The 15,861-nt window shown below is 62.8% G+C and carries 16 protein-coding genes; 2 read left to right on the plus strand and 14 right to left on the minus strand.

The features are described 5' to 3' along the window. Positions 1-49: 49 nt before the first annotated feature. From BMW76_RS22270 to BMW76_RS22285, 4 genes are read right to left on the minus strand one after another with little or no spacing between them, the layout of a single operon-like run. Entirely contained in the window at positions 50-1,117 is a 1,068-nt protein-coding gene (locus BMW76_RS22270; RefSeq protein ID WP_090869004.1) for a 2-aminoethylphosphonate aminotransferase, read from the minus strand. After that, positions 1,117-2,301, minus strand: a complete 1,185-nt coding sequence (gene aepY / locus BMW76_RS22275; protein ID WP_090869006.1) for a phosphonopyruvate decarboxylase — start codon at positions 2,299-2,301, stop codon at positions 1,117-1,119. Before aepY ends, BMW76_RS22270 begins: the two co-directional genes overlap by 1 nt. Beyond that, positions 2,298-4,007, minus strand: a complete 1,710-nt coding sequence (aepX, locus tag BMW76_RS22280; RefSeq protein WP_090869008.1) for a phosphoenolpyruvate mutase — start codon at positions 4,005-4,007, stop codon at positions 2,298-2,300. The genes aepY and aepX overlap by 4 nt, the downstream gene beginning before the upstream one ends. After that, positions 4,004-4,765, minus strand: a complete 762-nt coding sequence (locus BMW76_RS22285) for a phosphocholine cytidylyltransferase family protein (RefSeq protein WP_090869010.1) — start codon at positions 4,763-4,765, stop codon at positions 4,004-4,006. The genes aepX and BMW76_RS22285 overlap by 4 nt, the downstream gene beginning before the upstream one ends. A 297-nt stretch (positions 4,766-5,062) precedes the next feature. Between BMW76_RS22285 and BMW76_RS22290 the strand changes: the two genes are divergently transcribed. Continuing rightward, positions 5,063-5,839, plus strand: coding sequence for a DUF4148 domain-containing protein (locus BMW76_RS22290; RefSeq protein ID WP_177200454.1), 777 nt, complete (start codon positions 5,063-5,065; stop codon positions 5,837-5,839). 19 nt (positions 5,840-5,858) lie between these two features. Here BMW76_RS22290 and BMW76_RS22295 read toward each other — a convergent pair whose 3' ends face one another. The 9 genes from BMW76_RS22295 to BMW76_RS22335 all read right to left on the minus strand — a co-directional run bounded on the left by BMW76_RS22295 (position 5,859) and on the right by BMW76_RS22335 (position 13,547). Beyond that, positions 5,859-6,299: a DUF3331 domain-containing protein gene (locus tag BMW76_RS22295; protein ID WP_090869014.1), complete on the minus strand. Its 441-nt coding sequence runs from the start codon at positions 6,297-6,299 to the stop codon at positions 5,859-5,861. A gap of 37 nt (positions 6,300-6,336) precedes the next feature. Beyond that, positions 6,337-6,702: a BON domain-containing protein gene (locus BMW76_RS22300; protein WP_090869016.1), complete on the minus strand. Its 366-nt coding sequence runs from the start codon at positions 6,700-6,702 to the stop codon at positions 6,337-6,339. A 79-nt stretch (positions 6,703-6,781) separates the two neighbouring features. Further along, positions 6,782-8,236 (minus strand): alginate export family protein, encoded by a 1,455-nt coding sequence (locus tag BMW76_RS22305; RefSeq protein WP_090869018.1) that lies wholly within the window; start codon positions 8,234-8,236, stop codon positions 6,782-6,784. A 137-nt stretch (positions 8,237-8,373) separates the two neighbouring features. Beyond that, positions 8,374-9,081, minus strand: a complete 708-nt coding sequence (locus BMW76_RS22310; RefSeq protein WP_090869020.1) for a YoaK family protein — start codon at positions 9,079-9,081, stop codon at positions 8,374-8,376. 105 nt (positions 9,082-9,186) lie between these two features. After that, positions 9,187-10,095 carry a glyoxalase gene (locus BMW76_RS22315; protein WP_090869022.1) on the minus strand — a complete coding sequence of 303 codons (909 nt, stop codon included), beginning with the start codon at positions 10,093-10,095 and terminating at the stop codon, positions 9,187-9,189. A 15-nt stretch (positions 10,096-10,110) separates the two neighbouring features. Continuing rightward, complete coding sequence (locus tag BMW76_RS22320; RefSeq protein ID WP_090869023.1) at positions 10,111-10,566, minus strand: DoxX family protein; 456 nt, start codon at positions 10,564-10,566, stop codon at positions 10,111-10,113. A gap of 1 nt (position 10,567) precedes the next feature. Further along, positions 10,568-12,460, minus strand: coding sequence for an amidohydrolase (locus tag BMW76_RS22325; RefSeq protein WP_090869026.1), 1,893 nt, complete (start codon positions 12,458-12,460; stop codon positions 10,568-10,570). After that, a complete protein-coding gene (locus BMW76_RS22330) occupies positions 12,457-12,810 on the minus strand; it encodes a XapX domain-containing protein (RefSeq protein WP_090869028.1) in 354 nt (117 codons plus the stop codon). The genes BMW76_RS22325 and BMW76_RS22330 overlap by 4 nt, the downstream gene beginning before the upstream one ends. Positions 12,811-12,893: 83 nt before the next feature. After that, the gene (locus tag BMW76_RS22335) at positions 12,894-13,547 is read right to left on the minus strand and encodes a hydrolase (protein WP_090869031.1); all 654 of its coding nucleotides are present in this window, start codon (positions 13,545-13,547) and stop codon (positions 12,894-12,896) included. Positions 13,548-13,736: 189 nt separating this feature from the next. On the opposite strand from BMW76_RS22335, the gene BMW76_RS22340 reads away from it, so the two are divergent. Beyond that, positions 13,737-14,657 (plus strand): LysR family transcriptional regulator, encoded by a 921-nt coding sequence (locus BMW76_RS22340; protein WP_090869033.1) that lies wholly within the window; start codon positions 13,737-13,739, stop codon positions 14,655-14,657. Between the two features lie 283 nt (positions 14,658-14,940). Here the strand turns inward: BMW76_RS22340 and BMW76_RS22345 are convergent, their stop codons facing one another. Next, the gene (locus BMW76_RS22345) at positions 14,941-15,636 is read right to left on the minus strand and encodes a hydrolase (protein WP_090869149.1); all 696 of its coding nucleotides are present in this window, start codon (positions 15,634-15,636) and stop codon (positions 14,941-14,943) included. Between the last annotated feature and the right edge of the window lie 225 nt (positions 15,637-15,861).

Raw genomic sequence — 15,861 nt, forward strand, 5'->3', positions numbered from 1 at the left:
GCGAACAAGTATCGCCCTTCGGCATGGGTAGCAACGTAACCGGTGCTGCCTACCGCATCAACTCATCAAAGCTCGCCAGCAACCGCTCGATATCCGGCGCATGAATCGCCCCCATCGTCGAGATGCGGAACAGTTCCTTCGACAAGCCGCCCTGCCCCGCATAGATCACGAAGCCACGCGCCTTCAACGCATCGTGCAACTGCTCATACGCGATGCCCTTCGGCAAACGATACGCGCGCAGCACCACGGAACTCTCCTGCGGCGGCAACACGCTGTCGATCCTACGCGCAGCAAGCCCCGCGCGCGCCTGCTCGGCGAGCGCCGCATATCGCGCATGACGTGCCTTCCAGCCGCCTTCGTCGTCGAGTTCGCGCAGCGCTTCGACGAGCGCGTAATACGCATGCACGGACGGCGTGAACGGCGTATTGCGCTGATCCTGCAAGCTCGCGAGACGCGCAAGCCCGAGGTAGTACGTGCGGCTCGCGGCACTCGCCAACGCATCGCGCCGCACGATCACGAACGCCGCGCCCGGCACGCCGTGCAGGCACTTGTTCGCCGTCGCCGCGACGGCTGCAATCGTGTCTTCCGCGAAATCGATCTCTTCCGCGCCGAAGCTGCTCACGCCATCGACGAGCATCTTCACGTTGCGCGCGCGGCAAACCTCGGCGAGCGCCTTCAGGTCGTTCAACCGGCCCGTCGTCGTCTCGTGATGAATCACGGCGACATGCGTGATCGACGTGTCGGCGTCGAGCGCAGCCGCGATGCATGAGAGATCAGGCGCCTGCATCCATTCGTGCTTCACGATGCTGTGCGCGATGCGGTACTGCGTCGCGATCTGCGTGATGCGCTCGCCGTACACGCCGTTCTCGACGATCAGCAGCTTGCCGTTTTCCGGCACGAGCGCCGCGATCATGCTCTCGACGGCCGCTGTGCCCGAGCCCGTCATCAGCACGGCGCTCCATTGCGCGGGGTCGAGATCGTACAGCTTCACGAGACGCGCACGCGCTTCGTCCTGCAGATCGAAGAACTCGCTCTCGCGATGGCACAGATCCGTTTGCAGCAGGCTGTTGCGCACGCGCTCGGTCAGCGTGACGGGGCCTGGGTTCATCAGCAGCATCAGCGTGCTCCTTCATTCGAGCCGGAAGTGGCGATGTGGCGCATTAGACGCGTCTTCACATCGGACGGAGTGATGGTCGGGCGCGGCAAGCCATCGGGCGTGCCGCGACGGATCGCGACGCGCACGAAGCGCGGACCGTCGAGTTGCGGCGATGCGAACAGCTCGTCGATCAGGCTCACGTCATCGCCTTCGACAGCCGATGCATAGCCGCACGCCGCCGCGACGCCCGCAAACGACACGTCGGGCGACACCGTCGCTTGGCCGCCCGTCGAATCGTGCGCGCCGTTGTCGAGCAGAATGTGCGTGAGGTTCGCGGGACCATATGCGCCGAGCGTCGCAAAGACGCCCATGCGCATCAGCGCGGCGCCGTCGCCGTCGAGCGCGACGACATGCAGATCGGGACGCGCAAGCGCAAGTCCTAATGCGAACGGCGTGAGGCAGCCCATTGAGCCGACCATGTACAACTGGTTCGGCCGGTCGTCGATGGCGTAGAGTTCGCGGCCGCAGAAACCCGTCGATGCGAGCACGACCGTCGAATCCAAAGGCGTGTGCGCGATCACGCGTTGCAGCGCCTCGTTGCGCGTCGGCAGCGCATCGGATGAGATGGCTCGCGACACGTCGCGCGACGCACGCTTTTCGCGTTTCGCTGCGCGGCCTGCGTCCTTCAGTTCATACGGCGCGACGCTTCCCTTCTGCATCACGAGCGCGTATGGACGGCCCGTCGCATCCATATGCGCGATCGCGCGATCGAGCGCGGGGCCGATCGCGTCCGCTTCCGTCGGGAACGTCTCCCACGGAATCTCCATCGTGTCGAGCATCGCCGGCGTGATGGGGCCCATCAACTGATGCTGCGGCTCGTCGGGCACGCCCGGCTGGCCGCGCCACGTGACGATCAGCAGTTGCGGCAGACGGAACGTCCACGTCAGCGACGTCAGCGGACTCACCGCGTTGCCGAGGCCCGAGTTCTGCATCATCGTGACGCCGCGCCGACCATTCTTTGCGCCGAGCGTGACGCCCGCGATGAACGCGACGGCATCGCCCTCGTTCGCCGCCGATACGTAGTGCAGCTTCGGGTCTTGCAACACGTAGTTGATAAACGGCGTGAGATACGAGCACGGCACGCCCGCATACCAGTCGAAGCCGCGCTCGCGCGCCGCCTCGACGAACTGTGCAGCTTCGATCATTGCGCCGCGCCTCCCGCTGCGTCGCCCTGTGCGAGCGGCGTCTGCTCGTGCGCGAAATCGCCCGCGCGACGGAAGTCTTCGAGATCGTTCACGCCGCGCCAGTGGCCGTGCACATACTGCACTTCGATTTCTTCGCCGGCTTCGAGCAGCGCGTTCAGCAGCGCGGGCATATCGAGCGAATCGAAATCGGCGCGTGCGCGCAGCGTGTTCACTACTGCCTGCAAGCGCTCGCGTCCTTCACCGCGCACGTTCAGCAAACCGATCCAGCGGCCATGCGGCGCTTCGCCCTTCACGTCGGCTTCGTTGTTCGACACGCGGCGCAGCAGCACCTTGTTGCCGAACAGGCCGCGATCGTCGGCGGACGAGCACCACGCGAAATCGCGCACGCTCTGGTTCGCCGCGCCCGCTTCCGCAACCGTCGACGAATCGACGACCACGCTGAACGGCGCTTCGCTCTCCACCAGATCGCGCACGATGTAGCTGCGGAACAGCAGGTCGCCGTACGAGATCACGGTGTCGTTGTTCAAGCCGTCGATGGCGCAGGCGAGCGACGTCAGCTCGCCCGTCCCTTCATGATGCTCGTTGACGACGAGCTTGATGCCCGCCGTGTCGATCGCATCGGCGCGATAGCCGCCGACCACGGTGATGTCATTGACGCCCTGCTTCTTGAACGCATCGACGAGCCAGCGCAACAGCGGCTTGCCCGCGATGGGCAGCATGACTTTCGGACGATCCGTCGTCACCGCTTCGAGGCCCTTGCCGCGGCTCGCGGCGAGCACGATAGCCGAGCCCGATGCGCGCGATGCCGACAGATAGCGCTCTTCCGCTTCCGAATACTCGTCGGCGTCCTGCAGACGGAAAATCTCGTTGACGGTCGCGATGCGGTCTTCGACGTTCACGAGCGTCTGGCTCTCGTAGATCTCCTTCACGACGGCCTGCATCGCCGACGTGGCCGCGCGAATCTGATGGTTCGCCCAGATCACCGTGCTGATGCCCGCGTTGCGGAACACTTCCGTCGGCGTGCTGTAGTACTTGGTCGGCACGATGACAAGCGGGCCGCGCCCTGCCCATTCGCGCGCGAATTCGAGAATCTCGTCGGGACGCGAGAGCTTGCTGTGAATCAGGATCGCGTCCGCGCCCGCCTGGCGATACGCTTCCGCGCGCTTCAACGCTTCATCCATGCCCCAGCCCGCGATCAGCGCTTCGACGCGCGCGACGATGGAGAAATGCTCGTCCGTCTGCGAGTCCTTGCCCGCCTTGATCTTGCCGCAGAACTCGTCGATATCGGCGAGCGGCTGCGCTTCGCCCTTGATGAAGCTGTTCGTCTTCGGAAACTGCTTGTCCTCGATGCACACGCCCGCGATGCCGCGCTGCTCCAGCTTGCGCACGAGACGGCGCACGTTGTTGAAGTTGCCGTAGCCGGTATCGCCGTCGAGCAGGATGGGCAGATCGCTCGCGTCGGCCATGAATTCGAGCGTATCGACGACTTGCGTCCAGCTCGCTTCATTGTTGTCACGTACGCCATATTGCGCGGAGATCGCGAGGCCCGAGCCCCAGATGCCCTTGAAACCGGCTTCGCGCGCGATGCGCGCGGAGATGCCGTTGTGGGCTTCCATCAGGAATTCGAGTTCGTTGCTCGTCAGCATCTGGCGCAGGCGCGCGCTGCGCGACAGTGTGGTGACGAAAGAGGGTTCGCGTGCGTTCATCGTGTAACTCCGGCGGTTCGCTGAAGTTGCGGCAGCACTTCCTCGCTTGCGCGCGCAACGTCATTGGGAAAATCGATTTCGATCCAGGGCAGGCCGGTGACGTCGGCCGTATCGAATGCGTGAGTGCGTTCGAGCAGCAGGTCGCGCACGGCTTCTTCGTGGGGCATGTTTGCGCGGCCGCTGTCGATATAGCCCGCGACGATCTGCGCGAAGCGCTCTGCCGTTGCTTGCGTGAAGCGGAAAAAGCCGACCGATTCGCCGATCGTGTCGTACTCGAGTCCGACGGCCAGTTGCTTGCGCAGCTCGACGGGCACGCCGTTTTTCAGACACAGCTTCACGGGCTCGTCGCCTGCTTCGTAATCGCGGTCGATCAACAGGCGGTTCGCGTGATCGCCGGCGACGAGCGCGGCCAGCATGCGCTCGTCGTAAAGCACGTCGGCGTCCATCAGCAGCACATCGCCGCCGCGCGTCAGCGCATCGGCGACCGTGTGCACGGTGAGCACACTGCCGAGGTCGAAACGCGGATTGAGCCTGATCTCGGGCACCTTGCGGCCCGCCTGCTTCAATTCCGCTTCGACGCGCTCCGGCTGAAAGCCGAGCGCGAGCACGACTTCATCGACACCCGCCGCCTCGAGCATCGAAAGATGTCGTTCGAGCAGCGTAACGCCATCGAATCGCAACAGACATTTTGGAAACTGCTCCCCCGGGGGTTGCTGGAGTCGCAGGCCGAGGCCCGCGGCAAGAATGATCGCTCGCATTCGGGTTCCAGGGAAAAGAGTGAATGGTCTTTTGGCTTTTTTTATTCGGCGCTCAAAATGACTTTACGCATGGCGCGCGTGCGCATTCTGAATCGCCAAAAATGGCGACTATATCGGAACTGAGAACGAATTGCAGAGCAACTGGCCCGCTTTTGGCAATTGATGGAATAAGAGTGAAAAATGTGGAGGTTTTAATCGCCGATGGCCTTGCAGCGATCGCTTTAAAGAATTGGCACGTGCATTGCTAAGCGAACCATAATGGTGGCTGGGGACGCACAACTCGTCAGGAGGGACGCGATGATCCGTCGACCGGACAGAATGGCCATTGCCGGGTTTGTCGTGATGGTCGTTCTGATCGTCGTGGCGCTTGCACTGCCGATGGACAGCGACCGGCTGGCCGCCTATCGGTCAGTGTATGGCGGCGACGAGAACCCGCGCAGTGCAGATTCATCGAACGCGGAGGACGAATCCGTGCGTCGCTCCGAGCAATTGGCGGCGACCTCCGATGGCACATCCGATGCCGATATCGCATTCATCCTCCAGTCGATACGCGCGAGTCTGCATCGCAACGATCTGACGTCCGCGAAGGTGTTGCTCAATGCCGTGCTCTCGGTTCGCACGAATCTGCCTGAAGCATTGGAGTTGCAGAAGGAACTCAATGTGCGCGAGGCGAGAGCAGCGAAGGCGATGACGTCCGTCGTTGCCGCTGCCTCATTCAGCGAAGGCTCGCACGACGCTTCGCCCAGTCCTGTCGACGAAAAATCAGATCGCGCAATGGAACCGCCTGCTCGACCATCGACGCTCGTGCGCACATCGAGTAAATCGACTGACAGGCCGCAATACAGCACGCGGCGCGAACGGCCTGCGTCGGCCGACAAACCATCCGCAAAGACGCGGCACGCCGGACAGACGCCGCGCCATCATCCTGCGGCGCATGTTTCAAATGGACGCCCTAAAACGCGCGCCGAAGTCGTCAACGAACTGAAGCGCGCCCGCGCGAATGGATCGATCCCTCGCTTCGGCAATCCTTCCCGGTATGGGTCCGCGAGTTCGCCGTATCACGCCGCACGATGACGATGAGCGCCCGCGCCTGTCATGCGTCCGCGCAGCACAAATCGTCGACGGCACACGCGAGGATCATCCGGTTGTGATCGGACGTGAGATAGCCCTGCTCGGTCCGCGGCCGAAAGATCCTGTCGCCGTATCGAATCTGTCTGCCCGTCAACAGGCAAAACGATTCAGTGCGCGCGCGTCCGAGCCGCCAGGTCTGTTCCGAGTAACGGCCCATCCTCGCGTCGCTCCAGCAAACGCTCACGGTTTCCGATGACAGACGCTCGACAACCGAAATGCGCGTCGGCCGAGGCTCCGCGTCGACTTCGGGTGCGCGCTCTTCCCGCAAGCGGCGTTTCTTCAAACGGAACCGTTGCTTCTTCCGGCGCGCGGTACCCGTCGCCGACTCCGCTGCGTGCGCAACGGGTATCAGGATGTCCAGCAACGCACGTCGCCCGGCGTCTTCTTCCGCGAGAGTGCCCATCACATTCCTTCGCCACGAAGCATTTGCTATCTGGCATTCATCGATCGCTCTGGATCGTCAGGTTGTTCCTGACCTCCGTGACGCCCCGAACACCCTTTGCGGCGCTAGCCGCTCTGTCCAGCGCGGCGCGATTTGGCACCGTTCCCGTCAGCGTGACAACGCCCGCATCGGCGTGAACCCTGATGCCGATGCTGGTCAGATGCTTCGTCTTGCCGAGCGCGTGATGTACGTCCTTTTCCAGTTGGCGGTCGTTCACTTTCGCGGCCGTGGGGGTTTGCGTGCTGTCGGCAGATGCCGCGGCGCTTGCGCCATTCGGTGCGCCCGCAGTCTGCGCGTAGACGCTCGCTGACAGCGTCAGCACGATGATTGCCCAAGCCCCTGTCATTGCGATCTTTGCGTTCATCGATGTTCTCCATCCGATCCACAGATAACCGGCGACACGCGGCAACGCGACATGCCGCGCCGCTTCGCTTCCGATGCACTCACCATCCGTACTTCAGTTCGACGCCTACGTAGTCCGCGTTACTGCCGCCCGCGTTGCGGATGGAATCGCCGACCTGGAAGTGCACCGCTTCGACGGAACCGATCAGGTTCGACGCCATCGTCCAGTCGGCGCGCACCTGCACATACATGCCCGTCCACCGGCTGCCGTGACCCGCTGTGCCCGGCACCACGGTATTGGGCTGCTGATACACGGCGTCCGCTGTCGTCTCGCGCCATTGGAAACCGAGCGCGCCGAGCAACGCGAGCTTGCTCGTGGGCTTCAACGTGATAGAAGGCTTCACGTGGATCAGGTTCGCATAGCCCGTGTAGCCCGCGAGCGTGAAGTAGTACCCGTTCGGAAAGAGCGGATTGAATGTCTCAACGCGTCCGTCGCCGGGATGCCGGTCGCCCGACGCCGCGTCGATCTGCACGCCCACGCGCGGCGTCCACGGAAGGTCGAGCGTATAGCCCGCGAGCGAGCCGACCGCCCACGCGCCGATCGTCTTGTTGCCGACGTGCCCCGACTGATACATCGATTCCACGTCAAAGTCGGCGCGGCCCATCTTGCCTGTGTATCGAAGATCGAATACGTCGCGATGCTCGTCGCCCGTTGCATCGAGAAAGCGCGCATTCGAGCGGTTGTACTTCGAGTAGTAGCCTGAAAGATCACCCGGCCCGACACCCTGCCGCTCGAAGCGCACGCCGCTGAACGTGAGATGCCGGTTCGATACATCGTCGAAAGTGGTCACGTCGCGGTACTGCACAGGCTGCGTCAGATAGCCGATGAAGCGCCATTTGCCGTACTCGTAGTCCGCCCAGATCGCGTCGTACGCCTGCCGCACGTTCGGGCCGTCGCGAACCGAGATGAAGCGCTGCAAGTCGAACGCCATCTCCTGACGGCCGACGCGGAACTTGAACGTGCCGGGTCCCAACGGACTGACCCACGCGACGAAGGCCTGCTCGAGATCGAGCGGATTCTTGTCGACGGGCGACACCGTATCCTTGCCGAACGGTCGCGCATCTTCGAGCTGCGCGAAGAACTGGAGATACGGACCGATACGCGCATCCGCGCTGACCTGCGCGCGCTGTATCACGTAGGTATCCGAATGGCCTGTGCCGATGCCGAAGAGCGGCGCATCGTTGACTTCGACGCGCTCGCGCAGATTCGCGCCAAGCGACAGATACGAATGCGGATCGCCGCCGAGCGGAATGTATTTGAGGCTGTCCAGCGGCTGCCGTGGCACGCACTTGTCCGCGAGCACGGACCAGTCCTCCTGCCAGCGGTTGAACAGCACGACGGGCCGCTTCGCGGTGCACGCGGCGGATGCGGTATCGGCGGATGTCGTTTCCTCCGTCGCCCGCGCATTGCCGCTCAACGCCAGGCCAGCGACGAAAAAGACAAGGTACGCAACAGCATGCGTCCCTGCAAACGGCCTGGGCCACACACGCGTCATAGGATCTCCGTGTCGTGAAAGGGGTGTGGTACTTTTGCCCGCGACATTCATCGGCGCCTGTTCGAAATGCAGTTCGCAGTTGCCGTTCGATCGAACGCAAACTGCCGCAACCAGCAGTCCGCGCGGACGTACTTCGGCTATTTCCTTGCGTCTGTCGCGGTTGTGGCAGCCGTCGACGATGCGCCGCGTGCGTTGAATGCGAGCCACACGAGCACGACGAACGGCAGCAGCAGTGCCCAGAACCCGACATGCCGATATGCGAGCGCGCCTGCGATCGCGCCCGCAGCGAACGCGAGAATGGCCGGCAGCATCTTGCCCAGACGCGCTCGCGCCACGGCCTGCGCATCGGCTGGCGCGCGCGGCGAAAGCACGTCGATCGCATCGAGCACGGCTTGCGTGACGTTGCCCGTCATCACGGTGTTCGGCACTCCGGGACGCGCGACCAGCCGCCCGTGCGCGTTCTGCACGCCCATCGCCGCCGCGCCGACCATCCCGCAGATGATGACGGGCGTGCTGTCCGAATGAACGACGGGCGAAACGCCGACACCCGCAACGCAAAAGGCCAGCATCAGCGCCGCCTGCACCGCATAGAGAAGACACGCGGCGCGATTGGGCGTCGCCGGTTCCATGCTCTTCACGAGCAGACTGCTGACGACCACGCCTGCAACGAATGCCGGAAACGCCATCAGCTTCATGAACACGCCCTGGCCGAAACCTGCCGCCTCGGCGCCGATCAGCACGAAGTTCCCCGTGACGTGCGCGGTGAACAGGCCGAACAGCGCGACGAAGCTGAGCGTATCGACATAGCCTGCGATAGCGGCGAGCACGCTGTCTTCAGATTTCATCGATCATCTCCCGCCGTTGGGATGACACCGGAGCAAACGGTATCGGCACGCGCGCGCGCATGTATCCGCGTCCATCACGCAACGCATGCAGCGCTCGCGCATGCGTTACTGCGCCGCTGCATGAATCTCGGCGATGTAGCCGCCTGGGAACTGCACGACGGCCGCTTCACGCTTGTCCGAAGTGAACGGCGCGACCAGCACGGTGACGCCTGCCGCCTTCGCTTTCTGCAGCGTGTCGCCGAGATCCGCCACTTCGTATCCCGTCATCTCGTGGCCGTACGGATACGGCAAGTGGCCGTCCGTCACCAGCACCGTCATCCGGCCGAAGCCCGACTCGATCCGCACGCGCCGATAGGTATCGTTGGGCCGGCCGATCTCGACACCCGGCGCCTTGCGATCGTCGGAGACGATCTTGCCGTGCGAAAAGGCCACGAAATTGCGGATCAGCGCATCGGCGCGTTCGGGCGATACGTAGACGCGGTTCTCCGGCACCGTCTGCAGCGGATCGTATTTCGGCACCTGCGTGTGCCAGTAGAGCTGCATGTTGACGCCGCCCGGCCATGAGACGATCGCATCGCGCCCGATCGGGTCCGGGAACGTCGCCACCGTGACGTCCGCGCCGTGCGCCTTCGCCGACTTCACGGCCGCGTCCATGTCGGTCACGAGGTAGCCCGTGCGCTCATTGCCGAATGGATACGGAACAGGCGTCTTGAAGCCGAACACCGAGATCGTGCCGACGGGTGTGAACACGAGTTGCGACATCGTCTGGCTCGGCGTCGGCGTCACCTGAAACACGCCTTGCTGCGACTTGTGACCGCCGAACGTCGCGACGAAGCTGTCGGTGAACTTGTCGAAATCATCGGGCGCGACGTAGACGTGCGTCGTGTCGTACTGCGGCCCGACGGAGAGTTGCGGACTGGCCGCCGGCTTGGCGTACGCAACGGGCGCAGCAGACGATGCGGCAAGACCGACGGCAACAAGCGTCGTCACAATCAGGGAACGGAAGTTACGCATGATGGTGAAGGTCCTTTAAGGTCTTTTATTGAATCCGGCATGGCCGGAAGAATGTTGGACGCCGGCGAGGCATGTCGCCATGACAAGCGCGGCGATGAGTCCAAGGTGTTCGAAGAAGGCGTTCAACGCAAAGAAGTGCGCGTCGCCCTTCAGGTTCCAGAAGTCGTTCGCGACGAACATCGCCACGGCCGTCAATGCGGCGAGCGCGCCTGCGCCCAGCCACACGAAGCGGTTCGCGATCACGCACGCCGAGCCGCCCAGTTCGACGACGATCGCAAGCGCCGCCCATAGCCATCCCGGATGCAGCCCGAAATGCTCCTGTTCCAGAACGGCGCCATGAAAGTTCGCGAGCTTCGCCAGACCGCCGATCACATAGGCGGACACCAGCGCCGTGCGTATGAGCATCAGCAGCCAGGGCTGCGCGAGGATCGCGGCGATCCAATGCGGATTCCCTTGAGCGCGCGCATTCATGTCAGACCGCCCAGCACGCGCAGCCGAGCGCGCCCCAGAACGAACGCAGGTCGGACGCGGGTGCGCTGTTCGACCAGGCGCGCGCGTGGTCGTGGCCGTGCACCGCGCATCCGTTCGAGCAGCCGCACGATGCTGCCGCCATCTGCTGCAACGAAGCCTCGCCTTCGCCCTTCGAGTCCTTCCACGCGGCAAAGCCACCGAAGCGCCGCACGGGCGACCAGTCGGGCATCGCGGGCGGCGGCGCGTTGTCGTCGAGATCGGCGAACGCTCCCGCACCAAAGACCACGCGGCCACCGACAATCGTCAGATCCGACACGGTGCTCGCGATGTCGTCCTCGGGGCACGCGAAGAAGTCGCGATCAGGAACGATCAGATCGGCAAGCTGGCCTACTGCGATCTGGCCTTTCTTGCCTTCTTCGTTCGAGAACCATGTGACGTTCTCGGTCCACATGCGCAACGCGGTATCGCGGTCGAGACGATTGCGCTGCGGATAGAGCCGCAGACCGCCGACCGTCTTGCCCGTCACGAGCCACGCAAGCGACACCCACGGGTTGTACGACGCGACACGCGTCGCGTCCGTACCCGCCGATGTGCGGACGCCTTTTTCGAGCAGGCGTGCGACGGGCGGCGTCCCCTCGGCTGCGGCCGCGCCATAACGTTCGACGAAATACTCGCCCTGGTAGGCCATTCTGTGTTGCACCGCTACGCCTCCGCCAAGCGCCGCGATACGGTCCATCGAACGCTCGGAGATCGTCTCGGCGTGATCGAAGAACCAGTGGATGCCGTCGAGCGGAATGTCCCGATTGACCTTCTCGAAGACATCGAGCGCGCGGCTGATGGTCTCATCATAGGTTGCGTGAAGCCGCCAGGGCCAGCGGTTTTCGGCGAGCACGCGCACGACTTCTTCGAGTTCGTCTTCCATTTGCGGCGGCATGTCCGGGCGCGGCTCGCGGAAGTCTTCGAAGTCCGCTGCCGAATACACGAGCATTTCGCCCGCGCCGTTATGACGGAAATAATCGTCGCCCTGCTTGTATTTTGATGTCTTCGTCCAGTTCAGAAAGTCCTGCTTCTCGGCCTTCGGCTTTTGCGTGAAGAGGTTGTACGCGAGACGCACGGTCATCTGTCCGTCGTCCGCGAGCTTCTGCATGACTTCGTAATCGTCGGGGTAGTTCTGGAAGCCGCCGCCCGCATCGATGACACCCGTCACGCCGAGCCGGTTCAGCTCGCGCATGAAATGACGCGTCGAATTGAGCTGATAGTCGAACGGCAGCTTCGGACCTTTCGCAAGCGTCGCGTAGAGAATCGACGCATTCGGCTTCGCCAGCAGCAGACCCGTCGGGTTGCCGTCGCCGTCGCGCATGATCTGTCCGCCCGGCGGCTCCGGCGTGTCCTTCGTATAGCCGACCACACGCAGCGCCGCAGCGTTCAGCAACGCGCGGTCATAGAGATGCAGGATGAAGACGGGCGTATCGGGCGCAACGGCATTCAATTCCTCGATCGTGGGAAGACGCTTCTCGACGAACTGCTGTTCCGTAAAGCCGCCGACCACGCGCACCCATTGCGGCGGCGGCGTAATGGCCACCTGGCGCCTGAGCATGTTCATCGCGTCGGCAAGCGAGCGCACGCCATCCCAACGTAGTTCCATGTTGAAGTTCAGGCCGCCGCGCACGACGTGCGTGTGATTGTCGATGAGCCCCGGCAGAACGGCACGTCCCTTCAGGTCGATCACCTTCGTCGCGGAAGTCGCGCGCGACATGACGTCGGCATTGTCGCCGACGGCCACGAACTTGCCGTCCTTGATCGCGACTGCGCTCGCGCTCGGGTTCGCGCGGTTCAGCGTCGTGAAGCGGCCGTTGTGCAGGATGAGGTCAGGGGGTGTTGCAGATACGGTCATGAGCGGTTTTCCTTGATATCGGCATGATCGGCACGGTCGGCGCGATTGTCACCTTCGGCAGTATTAGCGCCTTCTGCACCATCGATACTGGCACGGGCAGCCTGCCCGCCGGCATGACGGCTCGGCAGCATGCCGAACACGTGCACTGCACTGCGCGCTTCGTTCCATGCCGTCGAAAGCGGCGAGCCCGAGAGAAGCTGCTTGCCTACGGGAACAATCTGCTCGCCGCCCAGAATGCCGAGCAGACCCACGAGCGCAACGAGCGGCGGCGCAGGCGAACGCACATTCAACAGGCTGTAGATGACGCCGACCAGAATGCCGGCGCCCAGTGACAACACATACACTTTCATCGACTCACCTTGCTTGCATCGTCGGATCATCTAAAAGAGCGGCCGGCGCGCGAACGCGCCGGCCTTGCCACTGTGGCGCGAGATCAGTGACCCTCGCTGCCGCCGAACATGGTCTTCGCGTAGATCAGGCCGAGACCGTAGCCGCCGCCGTGCTGGATCGACGTCGCTACCGTCTGGTTGTACGTCTCGCTGCGCGCCCAGTCGCGTTGCAGTTCGAGCAGGTATTGCAGCGAGGTCATCGGACGCGCGCCTGCCTGCACCATGCGTTGCATCGCGCGCTCATGCGCTTCGTCGGTCACGTCGCCGCATGCGTCGGCGATCACATACACTTCGAAACCCTGATCGAGCGCCGACAGCGCCGGGCCGACGATGCACACGCTCGTCCACAGCCCCGCGAACACGATGCGCGGCTTGCCGATTGCATTGACGCGATCGGCGATGCGCTGGTCTTCCCATGTATTCATCGACGTGCGGTCGATGATGTCCGCTTCCGGAAACACCGACTTGATCTCATCGAAGATCGGGCCGGAGAAAGTCTTCGAGGCCACCGTGGTGAGAATGGTCGAGACCGAGAACTCCTTCGCGGCCTTGGCCACGAGCGCCGCGTTATTGCGCAGCATCACGGGGTCGATCGACTTCGTCGCGAACGCCATCTGCGACTGATGATCGATCATGATCAGCGTGTGATCGGACGGCGAAAGCAGCAGTTTTCCAGGCTTGGCTTGAGCTTGAGGCATCGTGTTCTCCAGGTTGAATCAACAAACGTGACGTTGCGTGATGAAGGCCGTCCCGCGCTGCGCGCGCCATCGACTTCACATCGACATCAATAAGCGCCTTCGCAACGTCGATTTCGGAGAAGCGATAATATTTGACCTCCTCAACCTAATAAATAGAATGGAATGAATAGATTCCATTCCAATTTTTTCATGCCACCTCTACCCGATCTTGAAGCCTGGGCAATATTCGCCCGCGTTTCCGATCTCGGCTCATTTGCCAAAGCGGCCGAATCGCTCGGCATGTCGCAGCCCACGGTATCGAAGGCGATTGCACGGCTGGAACAACGGCTCGGCACGGCACTGCTGTATCGGACCTCGCGCCGCCTGTCACTGACACCGACAGGCGTGATGGCTCTCGAACGCGCGGTCCGCATCCTGAACGAAGGCGAAGCCGTCGAAGCCGAAGCGTCCGCGCAAGCGCTCACGCCGCACGGCACGATACGCGTCACCGCGCCGATGTCGTTCGGCCTCAAATATCTGACGCCGCTGCTCCCCGAATTTCTCAACCGCTATCCTCAAGTCAACATCGACCTGTCGCTCACCGATACGGTGATCGATGTCGTCGCCGAAGGCTTCGACGTTGCGTTGCGTATCGCCGAACTGCCCGACTCTTCGCTGCGCTCGCGCAAGCTGTGCGCGGTGCGCCGGCCGCTTGTCGCAAGCCCCGACTATCTGGCTCGCCACGGCCGCCCGACGCATCCGCAAGAACTCGCGGAACACACGTGCCTCATCTATACGAACCTGCCGACGCCCGGCCAATGGCGCTTCCGTCACGAGTCGGAAGGGGAATACGTCGTGCCCGTGAAGGGGCGCATCAGCAGCAACAACGCCGAGGCGATCAGCCCCGCGCTGCTTGCGGGGCAGGGTCTGGCATTGCAGCCAGAGTTCGTCGTCTGGGATGCGCTGTCGAGCGGCCAACTCGAAGAGGTCTTGCCCGACTGGCAGATCGCGAGAGTTCACCTCAACCTGATTACACCGCCCGGCATTCTCAGGCCCGCGCGAGTCACAGCGCTGCTCGACTATCTCGTCGACTGTCTTGCGAACGCACCTTGGGCGTACCCGGAAGAATGACGTCTCGTGAATGCAGGAGCCGATAACGAAAGTTGTCGCTCCTCGCATGCGCTTATCCGTCGACACGATCCGCCGAGTCATCCGGCTCATCCCCCGTCGTCATCGAAATCGCTGCAATCAGACGCCGCCGTGATGATTCAATGGTTGCGTCGCCCCGTCAGCTTCATTGACACGCGCCTTCTTTGACACGCAGTTTCCTTGACACGCAACCAGGCAGACAGAAAGTAGCAGGCGAATGCGGCCCGCCGCTTCCCTTTGCTTCACAGTTGCGTGATTCGCGCGCTTACTTCGCGACAGGCGCCGGCACGGGCGCGAGTACTTCGTGCATGTCCTTCACGCGCTGAGCCGCCTTGTGGACCATCGTGTACGCATAATCCACACCCATGCCGTATGCGCCCGAATGCTCCTTGACGATCGCCATCACGGCATCGTAGGTGTCCTTGTGGGCCCAGTCGCGCTGCCATTCGAGCAAGACCTGCTGCCACGTCACGGGCACCACGCCCGCCTGGATCATGCGCTGCATCGCAAAGTCGTGCGCGGCCTTGGACGTGCCACCCGATGCATCTTCGACCATGTAGATCTCGTAGCCGCCTTCGCCCATCGCGCAGAGCGCAAACGTGTTATTGCACACCTCGGTCCACAGGCCCGAAACGACGACTTTCTTGCGGCCGTTCTTCGCGAGTGCGTCACGCACTTTCTGGTCGTCCCATGAGTTCATCGACGTGCGTTCGAGCAGCGGATGATCGGGGAACACGCCCAGCAATTCCGGGTAGGTATAGCCAGAAAAGCTCTCGGATTCCACCGTCGTGATCGTGGTGGGGATGTTGAATACTTTTGCCGCCTTTGCCAGCGCGACGACATTGTTCTTCAGTACCTGGCGGTCAATCGATTGGACGCCGAATGCCATCTGCGGCTGCTGATCGATGAAAATGATCTGACAGTTGGAGGGCGTCAATACTTCAAGCTTTGGATTACTCATGGTGTGATCCATCCGCATTTCGATAGAAGAGAAGGACCGCCCTGCCCCCAGGATTCAGGCAAGGCAGGATCGCTGTCGTCAGCCCGCGTAGCCTCCACATGGCCAACGAGATTCGAAGTGTATGACATGAATCGCGAGACATAAAAACTATTTCGCACGATCCTGAAAAAGATGACAGAGGAAAGAAATTGAGCAGGATGTTCTTCTGTTTTTTGCGCCCGCCAC

This window comes from Paraburkholderia diazotrophica (assembly GCF_900108945.1).
GTDB classification, from domain to species: Bacteria; Pseudomonadota; Gammaproteobacteria; order Burkholderiales; family Burkholderiaceae; genus Paraburkholderia; species Paraburkholderia diazotrophica.